This is a genomic window from Burkholderia sp. BCC0405, from assembly GCF_902833075.1.
In the GTDB taxonomy this organism is placed as follows: Bacteria; Pseudomonadota; Gammaproteobacteria; order Burkholderiales; family Burkholderiaceae; genus Burkholderia.
Map to the genome: position 1 here is coordinate 1 of NZ_CADFEO010000010.1, position 19056 is coordinate 19056.

Here is a 19056-nt window from a genome sequence, read left to right on the forward strand (position 1 = left end):
CGCCCTGCTCAGCAATGCCTTCTATACGGTTCTTGTCCATCGGCTCGCGATTTACGCTCCACGCTTCCTTCCCACACTCGGTCACACTCATGCAGTTGCGCTTCACTTCGTTCGTTGTGACCAACTTACGGCGGGACTTACACCCGCAGGAGTGCGCCCATGCTGGGCGCACAAAAAACGGGCGCCCGAAGGCGCCCGTCGCATGCCGGCACGGCGGCATGCCGCTTACTTGTTCTCGAACATATCCATGATCTGCTGCTTCTCCTGCGGCGTGACGGGCGGCGGCGCAAGCCCCGCCGCACCGGCCGAGCCGAGCGCGTCGTTCGCGCTGATCGAATTTTCGGCCGGGTTGATGTCGACGTTCGCGACGAAGCCGTTGCCCGGCGTGCGGTCGGCGTAGTACAGCTCGCCGTCGATCGAGGTCAGGCCGTCCGGCATCGGCATCTGCTGCTCGGGCACGCCGTTCAGCGCGGTGCGCATGTAATTCACCCAGATCGGCAACGCGAGCTGCGCGCCGAATTCGCGGCTGCCGAGGCTCTTCGGCTGGTCGAAGCCCATCCACGCGACCGCGACGAGCGACTGCTGGTAGCCGGCGAACCAGCCGTCCTTCGCGTCGTTCGTCGTACCGGTCTTGCCCTGCAGGTCGCTGCGGCCCAGTACGTTGGTGCCCGCGCCCGTGCCGGCCGTCGCGACCGAATGCAGCAGGCTGTTCATCACGTATGCGTTGCGGCCTTCGATCGTGCGCGGCGCCGTGCTGCCCGCGAGCACCGGCTGCGACTTCTGCAGCGGCTGGCCGCGTGCGTCGTCGACCTCGGCGATCAGGTACGGATCGACCTTGTAGCCGCCGTTCGCGAACACCGCATAACCGGTCGCGAGCTGCAGCGGCGTCACGAGGCCCGCGCCGAGCGCCATCGGCAGGTAAGGCGGCGTCTTCGCGGGATCGAAGCCGAAGCGCTGCGTCACGTACTGCTGCGCATACTGCGTGCCGATCGACGCGAGGATCCGGATCGACACGAGGTTCTTCGAACGCTGCAGGCCGGTGCGCATCGTCATCGGGCCGTCCGGCTGGTCGTCGTCCTTCGGCTCCCATGCGGTGCCGCCCGGCACGCTCGGCGGGAAGTACAGCGGCGCGTCGTTGATCATCGTCGCCGGCCCCATGCCCTTGTCGAGCGATGCCGAGTAGATGAACGGCTTGAACGACGAGCCCGGCTGCCGCCATGCCTGCGTCACGTGGTTGAACTTGCTCTTGTTGAAGTCGAAGCCGCCGACGAGCGAGCGGATCGCGCCATCCTGCGGCGCGATCGCGACGAGCGCGCCCTCGACCTGCGGCAGCTGCACGACCTGCCAGCCCGTCTTGCCGTCCTTCAGCACGCGCACGACCGAACCCGGCTTGATGCGCAGCGTGTCGTTCGCACGGGGGCCGAGCGCGGCCGCCACGAAGCGCAGCCCGGCCGGACCGATCGTCGTGGTCGCGCCGCCGACGAACTGCACCTCGACCGCATTGGGCGACGCCGACAGCACGACCGCCGACTGCAGGTCGCCGTTGTCCGGGTGATCGGCGAGCGCGTCGTCGATCGCCTCGTCGCGGTCGTCGCCGGCCGCGGGCAGCTTGATCGACGCTTCCGGCCCGCGATAGCCGTGGCGGCGCTCGTAGTCGAGAATGCCGCGACGCACGGCCTGGTACGCGGCTTCCTGGTCGGACGAGTTGATCGTCGTCGTGACGGTCAGCCCGCGCGTATAGGTTTCGTCCTTGTACTGCTGATACATCATCTGCCGCACCATCTCGGCAACGTACTCGCCGTGCACCGCGTACTGGTTGCCCGGCGTACGCACGTGGATCTCTTCCTTCACGGCCGCGTCGTACTGCGGCTGCGTGATGTAGCCGACCTCGAGCATGCGCTTCAGGATGTATTCCTGGCGCACCTTCGCGCGCTTCGGATTGACGACCGGGTTATACGCGGACGGCGCCTTCGGCAGCCCCGCGAGCATCGCCGCTTCCGCGAGCGTGATGTCCTTCAGGTCCTTGCCGAAATAGACGCGCGCGGCGGCTGCGAAGCCGTACGAGCGCTGGCCGAGATAGATCTGGTTCATGTACAGCTCGAGGATCTGGTCCTTCGTCAGGGCCCTCTCGATCTTGTACGCGAGCAGCATTTCGTAAATCTTGCGCGTATAGGTCTTCTCGCTCGACAGGAAGAAGTTGCGCGCGACCTGCATCGTGATCGTGCTCGCACCCTGGCGCGCGCCGCCGTGCATCAGGTCGGCGACGCCCGCGCGAAGGATACCGACGAAGTCGACGCCGCCGTGTTCGTAGAAGCGGTAGTCCTCGATCGCGAGCACGGCCTTCTTCATCACGTCCGGAATGTCCTGGAAGCGCACGAGGCTGCGGCGCTCCTCGCCGAACTCGCCGATCAGCACATGATCGGCCGTGAACACGCGCAGCGGCACCTTCGGCTGGTAGTTGGTCAGCGCGTCGAGCGACGGCAACTGCGGCGCCATCACGACCAGCGCGTAGCCGACGATCAGCGCGCCGACGATCGCCAGCGTCACGAACAGGCCGACGAACCACAGCACGACGCGCGAGCCGAACGAGCGGCGGCGCCCGCCGCCGCTGCGCTGGGTGCGGCGGTCGTCGTCGCGATGGTCGCGATCGTCGTCATCGGGGTAATAGGCTCCGGACGGCGAACGGCGCAGCGTGTAGTGGGGTTCGTTCCTGTCGGAAGAAGAAGGCGGTCGTTTGATAATTGGCATGTCGGAATGGCGGGTGTACGTGGCACCCTCGGACGCATGCGTAATGCAGGCGAATGAATCAGAGCGGATACGGCGTGATACGGCTGTCACGTCGACAGACCCCGCCGCGCGGCGATCCGTTCCCGCGACGTGACAGCGCATTTTAATGAAATCGACCGGGTGCCTTCGCGATTTTTTGTAAAAATTCCCGCAATGCCGAGATTTGAGGAACGTATTGTCGGCATCCTCTGCCTATCATGGACACGCAATATGGCGCGCACGGCCGATATTCTTTCAACCGCGAAAGGTTCGACATCCTGATGCGCAAGCCGCTTGAACTCGCGCGTTTAAGCCGTATTTAAGTGAACCGGTGGTGTAATATCCGCCGGCTCATGCGGGTCGGAACCGGCTCGCAACGGGCACTGCCGCGGTCACGCGGCGCCTTTCAACCACGGAGGATTTCATGTCGCTTTTCGACTCTGTTTCGCGCACGATCAAAGGCCTGCTGAACGATGCGGCCGATTCGGTACAGGATCCGTCGCGCGACGCACGGCAGATCGTGCGGGAGCTCGACGACAGCATCGGCCGTGCCGAGAATTCGCTGATCGAGATCGAGGCACAGGTCGCGACCCAGCGCAGCAAGCGCGATGCGGCCGACGACAAGGTGAAGAAGTACGAGGACGGCGCGAAGCGCGCGCTGCAGGCCGGCGACGAAGCACTCGCACGCGAGGCACTCAGCGCACAGTCGAACGCGGAAGCCGAGCGCGACGCGCTCGCGGCCGAGCTGTCGACGCTCGAGCCGTCGGTCGACAAGCTGAAGGGGCAGATCGCCGACATGCGTCAGCGCCGCAACGACCTGAATGCACGCTCGAACATCCTGCAGGCCAAGCAGGAAATCGCGCAGGCGAAGGATGTTGCAGCCAGCGCCCTGGGCGGCATCGGCGGCAAGAACCTGTCCGAAGACTTCCAGAAGCTCGAGGACAAGGTCGCGCTGCAGAACGCACGCTCCGACGCACGCCTGAATTCGGCCGACACGTCGAGCGGCAAGGCGCTCGACGACAAGCTCGCCGCGCTGAACAAGGGCCCGTCGGTCGAGGATCGCCTCGCCGCACTGAAGAAGCAGCTCGATACGCCCGCGCAGTAACGGCAACCGCGGGCAACCGCGCCGCCGCCCGCCCCGGGCGCGGCGCGAACCGATCGTCAGGAGACGGGCGCCTGCGCCCGGTTCGACCATGAAGAAATCTCTCGCCGCACTCGGCCTCTCGCTGATGTTGCTGTCGTCCGCCGCGTTTGCGGTCCCGTCGCTGCAGCAGGTCGAGCAATCGATCGCGCAGCGCAACTGGCAGCAAGCCGACACGCAGCTGTCGCAAGTCATCGACGCCCATCCGAACAACGCGCACGCGCGCTACCTGTACGCACAGGTGCTGGATCGTGAAGGCCGCGCGTCCGACGCCCTCGAGCAGCTGCAGCGCGCCAAGTCGCTCGATCCGCAACTCAAGTTCACCGACGCATCGCGCTTCGCGCAGACGGAGTCGCGCATCCGCGCCGACGCCGCGCGCGTGAACGGCAACGCGCCTTCGGCCGCGCAGGCCGGTACGCTGCAATCGTCGCTCGCGCCCGCCGTCGCGCCGGCCGAAAAACACGGGCCGTCGACCGGCATGTGGATCGGCCTCGGGCTGATCGTCGCGGTGATCGCGCTGGTGCTGCGCTGGACGCTGCGGCGTGCGCGCACGGCCGACGACAGCCGCGCCGACGACGAGCGCCGCACGCAGCTCAAGCGTGCCACCGACGTGCTGAACGACATCCGTCCGCTGAAACTCGACGCGAAGCTGTCGACGGCGCCCGGCGCCGCGGCGCTCACGGGTGACCTCGACGCGATCGAGACCGATGCGCGCACGCTCGTCGAATCGCTCTCGAACGGCAAGAATCCGGTGCCGCCGTATCGCATCGACGAACTCGAACAGCGTCATGCGAGCGTGAAGGCACGCGTCGAAGGCCGCCCCGATCCGGCCGCGCAACCCGCGGCACCGGCGAACGGCAGCGGCTCCGTGTATGCGCAGGAAGCCGATCGCATGACGGGCGCGCAAGGCCAGCCGTATCCGCAGCAGCCCTACCCGCAACAGCAACCGCCAGTCGTGATTCAGCAAGGCGGCGGCGGTTTCGGCGGGGGCATGGGCGGGCTGCTGACCGGCGTACTGCTCGGCGAAGCGATGTCGGGCGGCCGCGAGCGCGTGGTCGAACGCGACGTGATCGTCGACGGCGAGCGCCGCCGGCAGGACAACGACCCGGGCTTCGACCTCGGCCGCGGCGACAGTTCGAACTGGAGCGACGGCAACGGCGGCGGCGGCATGGATCTCGGCAGCAACGACGACGGCTGGACCGACGACAACACCTGACGCCGCGCAGCGCGTCGACGCACCCGCGACGCGCTGCAACGCACGCCACGCTCCCCTGCATGCCGGCCCCGCCGACCCGCGGATTTGTCAATCATTTCAAGATGGACTACCGGCAATGGGGAGCGTTCGCTATCATGCGGCCATCGGCGTGCCACCGACCCTCATTCGACGCTCTGCATCCCTGCGCGTCGCGGCACGCCTCCCCTCGCCCCAACCAGGAGAAAGCCGCTCATGAGCATCATCAAGGAATTCAAGGAGTTCGCCGTCAAGGGCAACGTCATGGATCTCGCCGTCGGCGTGATCATCGGCGGCGCGTTCTCGAAGATCGTCGACTCGGTCGTGAAAGACCTCATCATGCCGGTCATCGGCGTGCTGACCGGCGGCCTGGATTTCTCGAACAAGTTCGTTCTGCTCGGCACCATTCCCCCGACGTTCAAGGGTAATCCCGATTCGTTCAAGGACCTGCAGGCCGCAGGTGTCGCGGCGTTCGGCTACGGCTCGTTCATCACGGTGGCGATCAATTTCGTCATCCTCGCGTTCATCATTTTCCTGATGGTGAAATTCATCAACAAGCTGCGCAAGCCGGAAGAAGCCGCACCGGCCGCGACGCCGGAAGACACCGTGCTGCTGCGCGAGATCCGCGATTCGCTGAAGCAGCGCTGATCGCCAAGCGTCCCGCCAGCCAGGCCCGCCCCGTGCGGGCCTTTTTATTGCGCGCGCGATGCACCGCCGCATGCGGCCTATCTCACTTTTTTGTGACGGGCGAATGCACGCGCGGGGAAAGCAGGTCTATGATGGAGACTAAACGACAGTACGGGCGCCAAGACGCTGGCTGTGTCGATCATGGCGAGCAGGTCGACGGGAGACATTGATCGTCGTACTGCACGAAGGCAGCATTTTCGTGTGCTATAAAGGATCGACATGCGGCGTACATAGCCGGGAGTGGGTCGCATGAAAGTGCCGCATTTCTTGCAATTGTTTTTGAGGCGAGTGTTTATGTCCTTCCCGAAAAAACGTCGGCGTGCCCAGCAGGATGGCCAGGAGTCATTCCTCGCGGTATTGCGCCACTCGAAACCGTTTGCCCAGCTCGACACCAAGATTGCCCGCGCCCGCGCGCAGGACGAACCCGTCCTGTACGCGCATGTGCTGCCCGGTCTCGACGTGCTCCTGTGCAGCGTGCGCGGCGCGCAGCCGCCCTATCCGGCCATCGCCGAATTGCGCAAGCGCTGCATCGAATCGATCGCCAACGCGCTCGAGCAGCCGCTGGACGGCCTCGAGAACGGCGGATACTGGTATGAAGCAAACGGCTTCGGCTTCCTCGTGTTCGCCAGCCGTGCGCGTGCGCGCATCCTGCCCGAGTTTGGTGCAGGCACGAAAGCGAGCCTGCGCGGCGGGCTCGGCCGCCAGAACGCCGGCGACACGACACCACGCTCCCTCGGCTGATCAACCTGCCATTCGATGGGCCGCCTCCGGGCGGCCCATCTGCCATTCACGCCCCCTCCTGCCCGTCACGACGCCAGTTCACTGACGCCCGTTGCCGGGCCGCACGATGTCGATGAACGCGGCGAAATCGGCACCGGCGAGCCCTTGCGCAGCGCCGAGCCGCAGCACCTGCTGCACGGTGGCCGACACGGGCATCACCGCGCCGGTGTCGCGCGCCGCGTCGGCAATCGCATCGACGTCCTTCTGGAATGTACCGAGCGCGCCGATGGGTGCATGACCGCCGGACGTCATGCGCGGCACGAACGTCTGCAGCAGCACCGAATCGGCCCAGCCACCGGCCAGCGCTTCGGCCAGCCGCGCGGCATCGATGCCGCTCGCCTGCGCAAGACCGACGGCCTCGGCAATCGCGGTCACCGTCGCGGTGACGATCGCCTGGTTGCACAACTTCGCCGTCTGCCCCGCGCCCGCGTCGCCCATGTGCGTGATCCGCGACGCGTACGTGTCGATCAGCGGCCGCACCGCGTCGAGATCGGCCGCGCGGCCGCCGGCCATCACCGCAAGCGTGCCGGCCTGCGCGCCGGGCACGCCGCCCGACACCGGCGCATCGACCCAGCCGACGCCGAGTGCGGCCGCGCGCGCCGCGTAATCGCGCGTCGCGGCAGGCGGAATGCTCGAATGATCGACGATGCGCCGCAGGCGGCGCGCAGCGGCGTCGCCGGAGAGCAGCCCGTGCTCGCCGAACACGACGTCGCCCACCGCGCGGCCGTCGAGCACGCACACGAATACCGTATCGACGCGCTCCGCCAGTTCGCGCGGCGTGCCGACCACCTGCGCGCCGTCCTTCACGAGCGCCTCGGCCTTGTCGCGCGAACGATTCCACACGCTGACCCGATGCCCGGCCGCCAGCAAATGCCGAATCATCGGCGCGCCCATCAATCCCGGTCCGCAAAATCCGACTTCCACGATGCTCCTCGTCTCCGATATGGGTTGAACTTGCCGCCCATCATACCTATCACTCAAGAAGCCGGGCACACGCGGCGCCGCCTCGGGACCACGGCTTGCACCTTCAATCCATACCGATATCCCAGGGAGCGCATCATGAGCGACCACGTGTACAAGATGATCGAGCTGACCGGTTCGTCGCGGCAATCGAGCGACGATGCGATCCGCAACGCGATCTCGAAAGCCGGCAAGACGCTGCACAACCTGCACTGGTTCCAGGTAACCGAAACGCGCGGCCATATCGAAGGCGACCAGGTCGTGCACTGGCAAGTGACGCTGAAGGTCGGCATGCGCATCGACGACTGACGCGCACGCCACATCACACGCCGCACCGCGATCCGGATACACGCCCCGCGCATCCGCGCGGCGCCGCGCGCACCGCCATCCGCCCCGTTCAGGCCCCTTGCCGCGGCCCGGCCGGTGGGTGCCTGCGGGTATCCATCTCTTGACGCTGATTTTCGTTCATATTAAAAACGATATACCCACAGTACCCCTCGATCAGCCCAGACATATAACCCGGAGAAATCATGAGTCAGCAACGCGAGGCGATCGACACGTACCTCTTGCGCGTCTTGCACACCTTGTTGATGGAGCGCAGCGTCACGCGCGCGGCCGTCAAACTGAACCAGTCGCAACCGGCGATCAGCGCCGCGCTGCGGCGCCTGCGCGACATCACCGGCGATCCGCTGCTGGTGCGCGGCAAATCCGGCATGGTGCCGACCGAATACGGGCTGCGCCTGCTCGAGCCCGTGCAGAACGCGCTGCGTGAAATCGAGCGCATCAAGTTCCAGCAGCACAACTTCGACCCGGCCACGTCGATCCGCTGCTACCGGATCGGCTGCCCCGACTACCTGAACGTGCTGTTCGTGCCGACCGTCGTCGAGCGCTTCCGCCAGGCCGCGCCGAACGCAACGCTCGAATTCCACTCGCTCGGCCCCGCATTCGACTACGAACTCGCGCTGGAAGACGGCAAGCTCGACATCGTCGTCGGCAACTGGCCCGAGCCACCCGAGCAGTTGCACCTGTCGAACCTGTTCGTCGACGAAATCGTCTGCCTGATGAGCAACACGCACCCGTTCGCGAAGCGCGGCGGGCTCACGCTCGACCAGTACCTGAACGCACCGCATCTCGCGCCGACGCCTTACTCGGTCGGCCAGCGCGGCGCGATCGACGTGCATCTCGCGCGCGAACGGCTCAAGCGCCACGTGGTCGTCACGCTGCCGTACTTCAACCTCGCACCGTACGTGCTCGTGAAGTCCGACCTGATCTTCACGACGACGCGCCTGTTCGCCGATCACTACGCGAAGTTCCTGCCGCTGTCGGTCGTGCCCGCGCCGCTCGACTTCCCGCCGATGCAGTACTACCAGCTGTGGCACGAGCGCTGCCACTACTCCGACGAAGTGCGCTGGCTGCGCAGCCTCGTCGCCGAAGCCACCCGCACGCTGATCGAGGCGTAACGGCACACGCCGCCCGCGCCGTTACGGGCGCGGCGCGACGACGCGCCAGCGGCAGGCTCGGCCAGGCCGCCACCGCCCGGCTTCAGGATTGCTTCAGCGCGATGCCTCGACGAGCGCGTGCGCAAGCGCGTTGTGGCGCTCGATCACGGGCGGCAAGTCGAGCGTCGCCAATCGCCCTTCCCGCACCACCACCTTCCCGTTCACCACCGTGTATGCCGCCTGCGACGGCGCGCAGAACACGAGCGCCGCAACCGGATCGTGCAGCGCCCCCGCGAACAGCGGCTGGCGCAGGTCGAATGCGGCGAAGTCCGCGGCCATGCCGGGCTTCAGCGCGCCGATATCGTCACGGTTCAGCACCTTCGCGCCGCCGAGCGTCGCGATCTCGAGCGCTTCGCGCGCGGTCATCGCATCGGGCCCGAAACCGACCCGCTGCAGCAGCAGCGCCTGCCGCACTTCCGCAACCATCTGCGCGCCGTCGTTCGATGCGGAGCCGTCGACGCCGAGGCCGACCGGCACACCCGCGAGACGCATCTTTTTCACCGGCGCGATACCCGACGCGAGCCGCATGTTCGAGCATGGACAGTGCGCGACGCCCGTGCCGGTGCGCGCGAACAGGCCGATGCCCGCATCGTCGAGCTGCACGCAGTGCGCATGCCACACGTCGTGACCGACCCAGCCGAGATCTTCCGCATATTCGGCGGGCGTCATGCCGAATTTCTCGCGGCTGTACGCGATGTCGTTGACGTTCTCCGCGAGGTGCGTGTGCAGCGACACGCCGTATTCGCGCGCGAGCACGGCGGCGTCGCGCATCAGGTCGCGGCTCACCGAGAACGGCGAGCACGGCGCGACCACCACACGCAGCATCGCGTAACGGCCTTCGTCGTGATAGGTCTCGATCAGGCGCTGCGTGTCGCGCAGGATGTCGGGCTCGCGCTCGACGACGGAATCGGGCGGCAGCCCGCCGTCGCGCTGGCCGACGCTCATCGCGCCGCGGCTCGCATGAAAACGCATGCCGATCCGCTGCGCGGCGCCGATGCTGTCGTCGAGGCGGCTGCCGTTCGGGTAGATGTACAGATGATCGCTCGACGTCGTGCAGCCCGACTGCAGCAGCTCGGCCATCGCGGTGAGCGTCGACACCTCGATCATCTCGGGCGTCAGGTGCGCCCAGATCCTGTACAGGTTCGTGAGCCAGCCGAACAGCTCGGCGTTCTGCGCCGCCGGCACCGCGCGCGTCAGGCTCTGGTACATGTGGTGATGCGTGTTCACGAGCCCCGGGATCACGAGGTGGCCGCGCAGGTCGAGCACTTCATCGGCCGTATCGGGCAGCTCGGCGGTCGGGCCGACCGCGACGATCCGGTTGTCTTCGATGTAGAGCCCCGCGTCGCGCAATTCGCGGCGCGCGTCGTCCATCGTCACGAGCACGTCGGCGTGCTTGACCAGCAGGGTTTTCGGGCGGGATGAGGAGGTGTTCGTGTTCGGCGCACGTGCGCCGGCGTGCTGCTCAAGGTTCATGCGTTCTCCGCGTCGGTCTGCCCCCAGGGGAGGATCCTGGGGACGGTCACACAGCCGTTCGAACGCTGAATCGCGGCACGCTCCGGCGCCTGCGTCCGTTCGAACGCCCTGGCCCGGTTACCCGGCGTGCTCGCCGTCTTCGGGGTACGCGCGGGCCACAGGCCGACGCGCACGGCGGGAGGATCGCCCAAGCGCGCGCCGCGCACAATGCGCGATCCGGAATACCGCGATTCACGGTTTCGATATGGTACGCCGCGCAACGCCCCGCCGGTGCGCCGAAACGCCCGCCGGAAGCCGTATCCGGCGTGCCGTCGACAGCCGCTCATGCGCGGCGCATTATCTTTGATATCGCGCCCGTATTTGCGCGGGGAACCTTTTTACAATGCCTGCACGGCGCTCGCTTCAATCTCGCCGACGGGTATGTAGCCACGTGACGTGGAGCCTCGATCCGCCGCACAGTCTATGGATCGAGTCGCCGCCGAACCTCGCATTCACACAAGGACAATTGCGAATGGGAAAGCTCACTACCCACGTACTCGATACGGCGCACGGCCGTCCCGGCGCTGCAATCAAGGTGGACCTCTACGCGCTCGACGGCGAATCGCGCCGCGCGATCAAGACCGTGCTGACCAATAGCGACGGCCGCTGCGACGAACCCCTGCTCGAAGGCGCCGCGCTCGCCGCCGGCGAATACGAACTCGTGTTCCATGCCGGCGACTACTTCGCGTCGCTCGGCGTGAAGGTGCCCGAACCCCGTTTCGTCGATCGCGTCGTGCTGCGCTTCGGCATCGCCGACGCCGGCTCGCACTACCACGTGCCGCTGCTCGTGTCGCCGTGGTCGTACAGCACCTATCGCGGCAGCTGACACACGCATCGGCGCCGGCATCAAAGACAAACGATCTGAGTCTGGAGGAGTTTCATGGAAGGCTTCATCACCGACTGGCTGAACCTCGCATTGCGATGGCTGCACGTCATCGTCGCCATTGCGTGGATCGGCGAGTCCTTCTATTTCGTCGCGCTCGACAACAGCCTGAAACCGCCGACCGACCCGAACCAGCGCAAGCGCGGTGTGTTCGGCGAGCTGTGGCACGTCCACGGCGGCGGTTTCTACAACATGCAGAAGTACACCGTCGCCCCGCCGGAAATGCCGGATGACCTGCACTGGTCGAAGTGGCCGTCATACACGACCTGGCTGTCGGGCTTCTCGCTGTTCTTCGTGCTGTACCTGCTCGCGCCGAACACGTACCTGATCGACAAGAGCGTGCTCGACATGGGCCCGGTGGTCGCCGTCGCGTCCGCGCTCGGCTTCCTGATGGCCGGCTGGATCGTCTACGACTCGCTGTGCCGCATCCTCGGCACCAACGACCGCGTGCTCGGCATCTGCGTCGGCATCTACGTGGTCGCCGCCGCGTATCTCGCGTGCCACATCTTCGCAGGCCGTGCCGCCTACCTGATCGTCGGCGCGATGCTCGCGACGATCATGTCGGCGAACGTGTTCTTCGTGATCATCCCCGGCCAGCGCAAGATGGTCGACAAGATGCTCAAGGGCGAAGAGCCGAACCCGATCTACGGCAAGCGCGGCAAGCAGCGCTCGGTGCACAACACGTACTTCACGCTGCCGGTCGTGTTCGCGATGCTGTCGAACCACTATGCAATGACCTACACGAACAAGTTCAACTGGGTCGTGCTCGTGATGATCATGCTGGCCGGCGCACTGATCCGCCAGTTCTTCGTGATGCGTCACCGCGGCAAGCAGCTGTGGTACCTGCCGATCGGCGGCGTCGCACTGCTGTCGGGTGCGCTGGTGTGGACGATGCCGAAGCCGATCGCACCGGAAGCGCAGGCCGCGAACGCACCGAAGGTCGTGATCAACGACATCATGCCGATCCTGCAGCAGCGCTGCGTCGAGTGCCACTCGGCCAAGCCGACGCTGATGGGCAGCGCGCCCGCAGGCGTGATGTTCGACACGCCGGACGAAATTTCGAAGAACGCGCAGCGCATCTACGAACAGGCCGTACGCCTGAAGGCGATGCCGATCGGCAACGTCACGCACATGACCGACGACGAGCGCACGAGGCTCGCCGCCTGGTTCGAGGGTGGCGCGAACAAGTAAGCCGCCGTGCGCCGTGGGTCGTTCCCGGCGCCATCCTCTCCGTTCGCGGGCCCGGTGACGGGCCCGTTCTTTTTTGCGTGTCCCGGACGCCCTTCGCGCGTCAGCCGCGCATCGCGTCGCGCTGAAGCGCGACGAGCGCATCGAGCGCGCGCGGGCCGTCGTCGAACGGCACGAAGATGTGATCGTGGCAGGCAGCCGCCATTACGTTGCAGCCGATGCCGGCCGCGCCGAGTGCTCGTGCGAACGCCGCCGTGAGGCCAACAGCGGCAAGGTCGGAATGCACGGTCAGCGTGATCCAGGCCGCACGGAACAGCACGTGCCAGCCGTGACGCGCGGCTGTCTGCTCGTCGACGACGACCGTCAGCCCTTCCGCTTCGCGGAATGTTGCGATCACTTCGGATAACGATACGTCTGCGCCGGTCGGCAGCGATACGAAGGCGAACGCGCCCGGGTGCAGTTCGGGCTGCATCGTGCTCAGCAGGATCGCGAGGTCGTTTTCAGGTTGGCTCATCGGAGGAACACGTCCGAAACCGGACGTCGTGCGGTGAAGATGCGGGCACGATAGCATGCGCAGGCACCACCGCTACGCGCGCATCGTCGCGACTTCGTTCGCGAGCCAGTCGCGCAATGCGGCGGTACGCGGATCGTCCCGCGGGCGCGCCGGATACACGACGCGATACACACGTCGTGCACCGATTGCGAATCGGCGGCGCGGCGTCGGCAGGTCGCGCGACACCCGTAACAACGCGGCGACCTGAATCTCGCCGAACAGTCGCGCATAAAAAAACCCGCGCACGATGCGCGGGTTTCATCGGATGACGGTAGAAACGCCGGTGACTCAGGCCGTCAGCGCGTGCAGCGCTTCGTCGGTGAGCCACAGCGATTCCCGCAGGTCCTGCTCGTTCAGGTTCAGGCCGTCGCCGCCGCGATCGACGACGATGAAATCGCTGACCCCGCCCAGCGCGATCAGCGGGTGATGCCACACGCCCTTCGCATAGTTGACGCCCTGCCACCCGCTCGTCACGAACGCGCGGATCTTCGCCGGATCGAGATCGCCCGCGGGCGCCACGACGACGAGATACGGCTGGTCGTTCAGCGGCACGAACGCCTGGCTGCCGAGCGGGTGCCGCTCCAGCATCTTCACTTCGAACGGCAGCGTGCGCGGCTGGCCGCGAAACAGGTTGACGAGCGTGCGGCCGCCTTCATCGGTCACGTCGACTTTCGCGAGATCGTGAAAGCGGATCGTGGTGCCGAGGTTGATCGGGATCTGCTTCGCCCCTTCCGTTTCGATCACGTCGCCGAACGGCGCGAACGCTTCCTTGGTCAGCGGTTCGATAACAAGCGTCTTCATTTGTCGAGCGTCCCCCACAGACGCAACCGCGACACGCCGCCGTCCGGAATGATGTTCAGCCGCACGTGCGTGATGGGGCCGAGCGACGCGATGTCCTGTTCGAAGTAGTGCTGCTTGTCCATCTGCAGCTTCTGTTCGCCGAGCAGCACGGGCCAGAACATCGACTGCGTGATCAGCGAGCTGTCCGTGCCGCCCGACACGTACGCGGCCTGGATCGAGCAGCGATCCGGGTAGTTGCCCTTGAAGAACGCGGTATCGACTTCGATCTTGCGGATCACGCCCGGCTGCGCGAGCGCAATGATCGCCCAGTCGTTGCCCGGTTCGCGGCGGCGGCGGGTTTCCCAGCCGTCGCCCATGTTCACGCCGCGGCCCGGCAGCAGCAGGTTCGACGCGACGCCGAAGTGCTGGTTGTTCGCGGCCACCACGTAACCGCCGTTTTCCATCGCCGCGAGATCGAACTGCTCGGTCGCGCTCGCGCCGGCCCAGTCGAGCTGCGGCTGGCCGTACACGCGCAGGCGTGCAATGCCGCCGTCCGGATAGATGTTCACGCGCAGGTGCGTAAACGCTCGCGCATCGCTCGCTTCGACGTAGTGATGGCTGTTGCCCTGCAACGTCGTCGACGGCACGATCTCGACCCACTCGGTCGCATGCGTCGGCGCGCCGTCGGCCACGAACGCGGCCTCGATCGACGCGGCCGGCGGAAAGTTGCCGGTGAAGTGGCTCGTATCGATGTCGAAGCCCTTGATCACGCCCGGGCGCGCGAGCTTGACGATGCACCAGTCGTAGCCCGTCGTGCGCTTGCGGCGCGTTTCCCAGCCGTCCATCCACTTGCCGTGGTCGTCGTACTTGCCGGGGATGAAGACGGCCGGCTCGGGGTTCAGCATCCGGTCCTTCGGCGCGAAGAAATCGTCGCTGGCTTCGAGCGCCTGCGCACCGAGGCGCGGGTCGGCAAGGTTCACGTAGCGCCGCGTGAAGTCGGGTGCGTTGGGATCGAGAAGCGGAACAGCCATGATGTTTCCTTGGTTTCAGTGATGCGATCAGGCCGCTGCGCCGCAGCAGGCCGTATTGCGATGTCAGGCGTCGATCAGGTCGTCGAGGCGAAAGCGCGCGATCCGGTAGATCTGGTCGAGGCTCGCCCGCAGTTCCTCGGTGCGCGAATGATTCACGCGCGATTCGAAGTTCGCGATGATGCCGTGCCGGTCATAGCCGCGCACCGCGAGGATGAACGGAAAGCCGAACTTCTCGCGATACGTGCGGTTCAGCGTCAGCAGCTTGTCGAACTCTTCCTGCGTGCACTGGTCGAGGCCCGCGCCGCTCTGCTCGCGCGTCGACTCGGCGGTCAGCTCGCCGCGCACCGCAGCCTTGCCGGCCAGCTCCGGGTGAGCATTGATCAGTGCGAGCTGGCGCACTTCGCCGCTCGTTTCCACCGCGCCCGACATCGTCTTGTGCAGCGCGTCGATGCTCGCGAACGGTCGCTCGCCCGCGGCGACTTCGGCCACCCACGGCGAATGTTCGAAAATCCCCGACAACGCCGCGACAAATGCGCTCGGCGCCATCGTGTTCAGTTGTTCCAACGTGTAGCGCATCGCCTTCATGCTTTCCCTTCGTTTCGATGGTTGGGCTGATACGGATGATGTTCACGCCAGTGACGCGCGATATCGACACGGCGCGTCACCCATACGCGATCGTGTTTCTCGATGTGATCGAGGAACCGCTGCAGCCCGCGGAATCGGCCCGGCCGGCCGAGCAACCGGCAGTGCATGCCGATCGACAGCATCTTCGGCGCTTCGTCGCCCTCCGCGTACAGCACGTCGAATGCGTCGCGCAGGTAGTCGAAGAAGTGATCGCCGGTGTTGAAGCCCTGCGGCGTCGCGAAGCGCATGTCGTTCGTGTCGAGCGTGTACGGCACGATCAGCTGCGGCGACTTCTTGCCGCCCGACACGTCGACGTCCATCCAGAACGGCAGGTCGTCGCCGTAGTTGTCGGAGTCGTACAGGAAGCCGCCGTATTCCGCGACGAGGCGGTGCGTATTGGGGCTGTCGCGGCCGGTGTACCAGCCGAGCGGGCGCTCGCCCGTCACGCGCTCGATCGCTTCCATCCCGAGGCGCATGTGCTCGGCCTCGAGTTCCGGCGTCATGCTCTGGTAGTGAATCCAGCGCCAGCCGTGGCACGCGATTTCATGACCCAGCTCGACGAATGCGCGCGCGAGTTCCGGGTGGCGCTCGATCGCCATGCCGACGCCGAATACCGTCAGCGGCATCCCGCGCTTCTCGAATTCGCGCAGGATGCGCCAGACGCCGGCCCGCGATCCATATTCATAGATCGACTCCATGCTCATGTGGCGGTCGGGATACGCGGCCGCGCCGACGATTTCCGACAGGAACTGCTCGGAGCCCGGATCGCCGTGCAGCACGCAGTTCTCGCCGCCCTCCTCGTAGTTCAGCACGAATTGCACGGCGACGCGGGCGCGCCCCGGCCAGTTCGCCTGAACGGGATGGCGGCCGTAGCCGATCAGGTCGCGAGGATAGTTGGGATCGAGTGACATGGTTCGAATGCGGCGAAAGCTCGCTGAAATAATGGGTTCGCATCGACTGCGCGGGTGCCGGAGGCCGGCTGCGCAAGCCGATGCGATGACGGCCCAGTGTAGCGAAAACGCCCATACGCGCCCATACAGCGGCGCAGATAGTGCGTGTCAGACGGTGTGTATGTGCGGTTGCGGCAAATTCGGGACCGGTTCGGCCGCATCCCCGTCCGGCGGGCTGAAGCGGGCGAACGCGCCGTCATAGCGCTTCGGCAGCGGCCGCGCGTAGTCGCCGCGCTTCGCGGTCGCGAGGCGCAGCGCGACGAGCGCCTCGGCCCACTTGACGGCCGCGGTGACGCCCTCGACCACCGGCGCGCCGATCTGCTGTTCGATCTCGTGCGCGAACTCGGCCATCCCCGCGCAACCGAGCACGATCGCGTCGGCGCCGTCCTCGTCGAGCGCGCGCCGACATTCGTCGACGATGATCCGGCGCGCGGCCGAGCCCGGCCGGTCGAGTTCGAGCACGGCCACGTCGGTCGCGCGCACGTTGCGGCAGAACCGCTTCATCCCGTAGCGCTCGGCGAGATGCCATGCCATCCCGCAGGTGCGCGCGAGCGTCGTGACGACCGAAAAGCCCGGCGCGAGCACGCTCGCCGCATGCATCGCGGCCTCGGCAATGCCGATCACCGGCCCGCGTGCCAGCTCGCGCGCCGCGTAGAGGCCGGGATCGCCGAAGCACGCGATGACGTACGCATCACAGCCGTCGCGCTCGCCCTGCGCGATCTCGGCGAGCAGCCCCGGCGTCGCGAGCGCCTCGTCGTAATACCCTTCGATCGACGGCGGCCCCATCGGCGGGCTCACCGCGACGATCTCCGTACCGGCGGCCGCGACCTCGCGCGCGCAGCGGCCCATCGCGTCGGTCATCCTCTGGGTCGTATTCGGATTGATCAGTCGGATCTTCATCGCACGCTCCTCAGGCCTTCGCGCTCGCGAGCAGCCGGTAAAACACGAAGCCGAGCCCCGCGCCGATGAACCACGAGAAGTTCGCAACGCCCTGCCAGCCCGGCGCCATCACGCAGACGATCGCGATCACCGCGGCCGGCAACAGCGCGGCAAGCGCGCGGCGGTTCACACCGCCCGTGTACCAGTACGTGCCGCTTTCCGACATCGTGTACAGGTCGTCGCGCACGAGCCGGCCGCGCTTGACGAGGTAGAAGTCGGCGATCAGCACTCCGTACAGCGGGCCGATGAACGCGCCGAGCACGTCGAGCGTGTAGTGGATCACGGCCGGGTTGTTGAACAGGTTCCACGGCGTGATGAAGATCGACGCGACGGCCGCGAGCATCCCGCCCGCGCGCCAGCTGATCAGCCGCGGCGCGACGTTTGAGAAGTCGAACGCGGGGGACACGAAGTTCGCGACGATGTTGATGCCGATCGTCGCGATCGTAAACGTCAGCGCGCCGAGGATCACCGCGGTCGGATGGTCGATGCGGCCGACCGTCTCGACGGGATCGGTGATGAGTTCGCCGAACACGGGCAGCGTCGCGGCCGTCGTGATCACCGTGACGAGCGAGAACGCGAGGAAGTTGACCGGCAGCCCCCAGAAATTGCCGCGCTTCACGTCGCCGAACGAGCGGCAGTAGCGCGAGAAATCGCCGAAGTTCAGCATCGGCCCGGAGAAGTACGACACGACGAGCGACACAGCCGTGATCATCACCGGAATCACTTCCGCGCCGTGGTACTTCACGCCGCCGAGGTTGATGCCGATGTTGCGCCAGCCCGCGCGCCACACCATGTAGCCGGCGAGGATGAACATCACGACGTAGACGGCCGGGCCCGCGAAGTCGATGAACTTCTTGATCGTCTCCATCCCGTTCCAGAACACGAACGCCTGAAGCACCCACAGCAGCATGAAGCCGGCCCAGCCGACCGCCGAGAGCCCGAGGAAGCCGTAGCGATGCACGTCCGCGTAAGGCAGCCATTGCGGGAAGAATTTCAGCACGACGATCACGAGCGCACTCGATGCGAGATAGGTCTGGATGCCGTACCACGCGATCGCGATCAGCCCGCGGATCACGGCCGGCACGTTCGCGCCGAGCACGCCGAACGTCGCCCGGCACGCGACCGGATACGGCACGCCGATCTGCTGGCTCGGCCGCGCGATCAGGTTGCACAGCAGGTTGACGATGCCGATCCCGGCGATCAGCGCGAGCAGCACCTGCCAGCTCGTCAGCCCGAGCGCGAACAGGCTGCCCGCGAACACGTAGCCGCCGACGCTGTGCACGTCCGACATCCAGAACGCGAAGATGTTGTACGAACCCCATGTCTGATTTTTCAGGGGTGCCAAATCTTCGTTGTACAAACGTTCGCTGTAACCATTCGGCAGTGCCGGGTCGCCGCCCTCGCCGCCTTCTTCCGCCGGATAGGCGCTGTCGTGCGCCACACTGAACTGAGCCATGACTTCTCCTTGACGCGGCCGGGCGGCCGCTCCACCGTCATCGATATCGCTCCGGATCGACGCCCGGAGTCGGACC

The 19056-nt window shown here is 66.3% G+C and carries 19 protein-coding genes; 8 read left to right on the plus strand and 11 right to left on the minus strand.

The window, feature by feature from the left end; all coding sequences use genetic code 11:
* Positions 1 to 225: 225 nt before the first annotated feature.
* Positions 226 to 2748 carry a penicillin-binding protein 1A gene (locus HWX36_RS17805; RefSeq protein WP_175953354.1) on the minus strand — a complete coding sequence of 841 codons (2523 nt, stop codon included), beginning with the start codon at positions 2746 to 2748 and terminating at the stop codon, positions 226 to 228.
* Between the two features lie 442 nt (positions 2749 to 3190).
* Between HWX36_RS17805 and HWX36_RS17810 the strand changes: the two genes are divergently transcribed.
* From HWX36_RS17810 to HWX36_RS17825, 4 genes are all read left to right on the plus strand, one after another.
* Entirely contained in the window at positions 3191 to 3871 is a 681-nt protein-coding gene (locus HWX36_RS17810) for a PspA/IM30 family protein (protein ID WP_113045091.1), read from the plus strand.
* 88 nt (positions 3872 to 3959) lie between these two features.
* Positions 3960 to 5123, plus strand: coding sequence for a tetratricopeptide repeat protein (locus HWX36_RS17815; protein WP_175953355.1), 1164 nt, complete (start codon positions 3960 to 3962; stop codon positions 5121 to 5123).
* 231 nt (positions 5124 to 5354) lie between these two features.
* Positions 5355 to 5786, plus strand: a complete 432-nt coding sequence (gene mscL / locus HWX36_RS17820; protein WP_006487991.1) for a large conductance mechanosensitive channel protein MscL — start codon at positions 5355 to 5357, stop codon at positions 5784 to 5786.
* 333 nt (positions 5787 to 6119) lie between these two features.
* Entirely contained in the window at positions 6120 to 6566 is a 447-nt protein-coding gene (locus HWX36_RS17825) for a hypothetical protein (protein ID WP_027784713.1), read from the plus strand.
* Positions 6567 to 6644: 78 nt separating this feature from the next.
* On the opposite strand, the gene HWX36_RS17830 is transcribed toward HWX36_RS17825, so the two are convergent.
* The gene (locus HWX36_RS17830) at positions 6645 to 7529 is read right to left on the minus strand and encodes an NAD(P)-dependent oxidoreductase (RefSeq protein WP_175953356.1); all 885 of its coding nucleotides are present in this window, start codon (positions 7527 to 7529) and stop codon (positions 6645 to 6647) included.
* A gap of 135 nt (positions 7530 to 7664) precedes the next feature.
* Between HWX36_RS17830 and HWX36_RS17835 the strand changes: the two genes are divergently transcribed.
* Complete coding sequence (locus HWX36_RS17835; protein ID WP_006493215.1) at positions 7665 to 7874, plus strand: dodecin; 210 nt, start codon at positions 7665 to 7667, stop codon at positions 7872 to 7874.
* A 221-nt stretch (positions 7875 to 8095) separates the two neighbouring features.
* Positions 8096 to 9025 (plus strand): LysR substrate-binding domain-containing protein, encoded by a 930-nt coding sequence (locus HWX36_RS17840; RefSeq protein WP_006762467.1) that lies wholly within the window; start codon positions 8096 to 8098, stop codon positions 9023 to 9025.
* A 93-nt stretch (positions 9026 to 9118) separates the two neighbouring features.
* Here the strand turns inward: HWX36_RS17840 and HWX36_RS17845 are convergent, their stop codons facing one another.
* A complete protein-coding gene (locus HWX36_RS17845) occupies positions 9119 to 10537 on the minus strand; it encodes an 8-oxoguanine deaminase (protein ID WP_175953357.1) in 1419 nt (472 codons plus the stop codon).
* 511 nt (positions 10538 to 11048) lie between these two features.
* On the opposite strand from HWX36_RS17845, the gene uraH reads away from it, so the two are divergent.
* Both uraH and HWX36_RS17855 read left to right on the plus strand, forming a co-directional pair.
* Complete coding sequence (gene uraH / locus HWX36_RS17850; RefSeq protein ID WP_175947483.1) at positions 11049 to 11402, plus strand: hydroxyisourate hydrolase; 354 nt, start codon at positions 11049 to 11051, stop codon at positions 11400 to 11402.
* A 54-nt stretch (positions 11403 to 11456) separates the two neighbouring features.
* Positions 11457 to 12650: a urate hydroxylase PuuD gene (locus HWX36_RS17855; RefSeq protein WP_175953358.1), complete on the plus strand. Its 1194-nt coding sequence runs from the start codon at positions 11457 to 11459 to the stop codon at positions 12648 to 12650.
* A gap of 100 nt (positions 12651 to 12750) precedes the next feature.
* Here HWX36_RS17855 and HWX36_RS17860 read toward each other — a convergent pair whose 3' ends face one another.
* The 8 genes from HWX36_RS17860 to HWX36_RS17895 all read right to left on the minus strand — a co-directional run bounded on the left by HWX36_RS17860 (position 12751) and on the right by HWX36_RS17895 (position 18980).
* Positions 12751 to 13161 (minus strand): ACT domain-containing protein, encoded by a 411-nt coding sequence (locus tag HWX36_RS17860; protein ID WP_175953359.1) that lies wholly within the window; start codon positions 13159 to 13161, stop codon positions 12751 to 12753.
* A gap of 72 nt (positions 13162 to 13233) precedes the next feature.
* Positions 13234 to 13446, minus strand: coding sequence for a hypothetical protein (locus tag HWX36_RS37210; RefSeq protein ID WP_244136444.1), 213 nt, complete (start codon positions 13444 to 13446; stop codon positions 13234 to 13236).
* Between the two features lie 42 nt (positions 13447 to 13488).
* Positions 13489 to 14001, minus strand: a complete 513-nt coding sequence (locus HWX36_RS17870) for an ureidoglycolate lyase (protein ID WP_175953360.1) — start codon at positions 13999 to 14001, stop codon at positions 13489 to 13491.
* A complete protein-coding gene (gene alc, locus HWX36_RS17875; protein WP_175953361.1) occupies positions 13998 to 15011 on the minus strand; it encodes an allantoicase in 1014 nt (337 codons plus the stop codon). Before alc ends, HWX36_RS17870 begins: the two co-directional genes overlap by 4 nt.
* A 63-nt stretch (positions 15012 to 15074) precedes the next feature.
* Positions 15075 to 15596 carry a 2-oxo-4-hydroxy-4-carboxy-5-ureidoimidazoline decarboxylase gene (gene uraD / locus HWX36_RS17880; RefSeq protein WP_089425659.1) on the minus strand — a complete coding sequence of 174 codons (522 nt, stop codon included), beginning with the start codon at positions 15594 to 15596 and terminating at the stop codon, positions 15075 to 15077.
* Complete coding sequence (gene puuE, locus HWX36_RS17885; RefSeq protein ID WP_043187981.1) at positions 15593 to 16546, minus strand: allantoinase PuuE; 954 nt, start codon at positions 16544 to 16546, stop codon at positions 15593 to 15595. The genes uraD and puuE overlap by 4 nt, the downstream gene beginning before the upstream one ends.
* Positions 16547 to 16693: 147 nt before the next feature.
* Positions 16694 to 17485, minus strand: a complete 792-nt coding sequence (locus HWX36_RS17890; RefSeq protein WP_174960932.1) for an aspartate/glutamate racemase family protein — start codon at positions 17483 to 17485, stop codon at positions 16694 to 16696.
* A gap of 10 nt (positions 17486 to 17495) precedes the next feature.
* Positions 17496 to 18980 carry an NCS1 family nucleobase:cation symporter-1 gene (locus tag HWX36_RS17895; protein ID WP_175953362.1) on the minus strand — a complete coding sequence of 495 codons (1485 nt, stop codon included), beginning with the start codon at positions 18978 to 18980 and terminating at the stop codon, positions 17496 to 17498.
* Positions 18981 to 19056 lie beyond the last annotated feature (76 nt).

What these genes read in the sequence shown, in the direction of transcription:
- HWX36_RS17890 (WP_174960932.1), bottom strand. Translation starts at nt 17,485, where the DNA reads ATGAAGATCCGACTGATCAATCCGAATACGACCCAGAGGATGACCGAC.
- HWX36_RS17895 (WP_175953362.1), bottom strand. Translation starts at nt 18,980, where the DNA reads ATGGCTCAGTTCAGTGTGGCGCACGACAGCGCCTATCCGGCGGAAGAA.
- HWX36_RS17815 (WP_175953355.1), top strand. Translation starts at nt 3,960, where the DNA reads ATGAAGAAATCTCTCGCCGCACTCGGCCTCTCGCTGATGTTGCTGTCG.
- HWX36_RS17840 (WP_006762467.1), top strand. Translation starts at nt 8,096, where the DNA reads ATGAGTCAGCAACGCGAGGCGATCGACACGTACCTCTTGCGCGTCTTG.
- uraH (WP_175947483.1), top strand. Translation starts at nt 11,049, where the DNA reads ATGGGAAAGCTCACTACCCACGTACTCGATACGGCGCACGGCCGTCCC.
- HWX36_RS17825 (WP_027784713.1), top strand. Translation starts at nt 6,120, where the DNA reads ATGTCCTTCCCGAAAAAACGTCGGCGTGCCCAGCAGGATGGCCAGGAG.
- HWX36_RS17870 (WP_175953360.1), bottom strand. Translation starts at nt 14,001, where the DNA reads ATGAAGACGCTTGTTATCGAACCGCTGACCAAGGAAGCGTTCGCGCCG.
- HWX36_RS17805 (WP_175953354.1), bottom strand. Translation starts at nt 2,748, where the DNA reads ATGCCAATTATCAAACGACCGCCTTCTTCTTCCGACAGGAACGAACCC.
- puuE (WP_043187981.1), bottom strand. Translation starts at nt 16,546, where the DNA reads ATGTCACTCGATCCCAACTATCCTCGCGACCTGATCGGCTACGGCCGC.
- HWX36_RS17835 (WP_006493215.1), top strand. Translation starts at nt 7,665, where the DNA reads ATGAGCGACCACGTGTACAAGATGATCGAGCTGACCGGTTCGTCGCGG.
- HWX36_RS17860 (WP_175953359.1), bottom strand. Translation starts at nt 13,161, where the DNA reads ATGAGCCAACCTGAAAACGACCTCGCGATCCTGCTGAGCACGATGCAG.
- uraD (WP_089425659.1), bottom strand. Translation starts at nt 15,596, where the DNA reads ATGAAGGCGATGCGCTACACGTTGGAACAACTGAACACGATGGCGCCG.
- mscL (WP_006487991.1), top strand. Translation starts at nt 5,355, where the DNA reads ATGAGCATCATCAAGGAATTCAAGGAGTTCGCCGTCAAGGGCAACGTC.
- HWX36_RS17810 (WP_113045091.1), top strand. Translation starts at nt 3,191, where the DNA reads ATGTCGCTTTTCGACTCTGTTTCGCGCACGATCAAAGGCCTGCTGAAC.
- alc (WP_175953361.1), bottom strand. Translation starts at nt 15,011, where the DNA reads ATGGCTGTTCCGCTTCTCGATCCCAACGCACCCGACTTCACGCGGCGC.
- HWX36_RS17855 (WP_175953358.1), top strand. Translation starts at nt 11,457, where the DNA reads ATGGAAGGCTTCATCACCGACTGGCTGAACCTCGCATTGCGATGGCTG.
- HWX36_RS17845 (WP_175953357.1), bottom strand. Translation starts at nt 10,537, where the DNA reads ATGAACCTTGAGCAGCACGCCGGCGCACGTGCGCCGAACACGAACACC.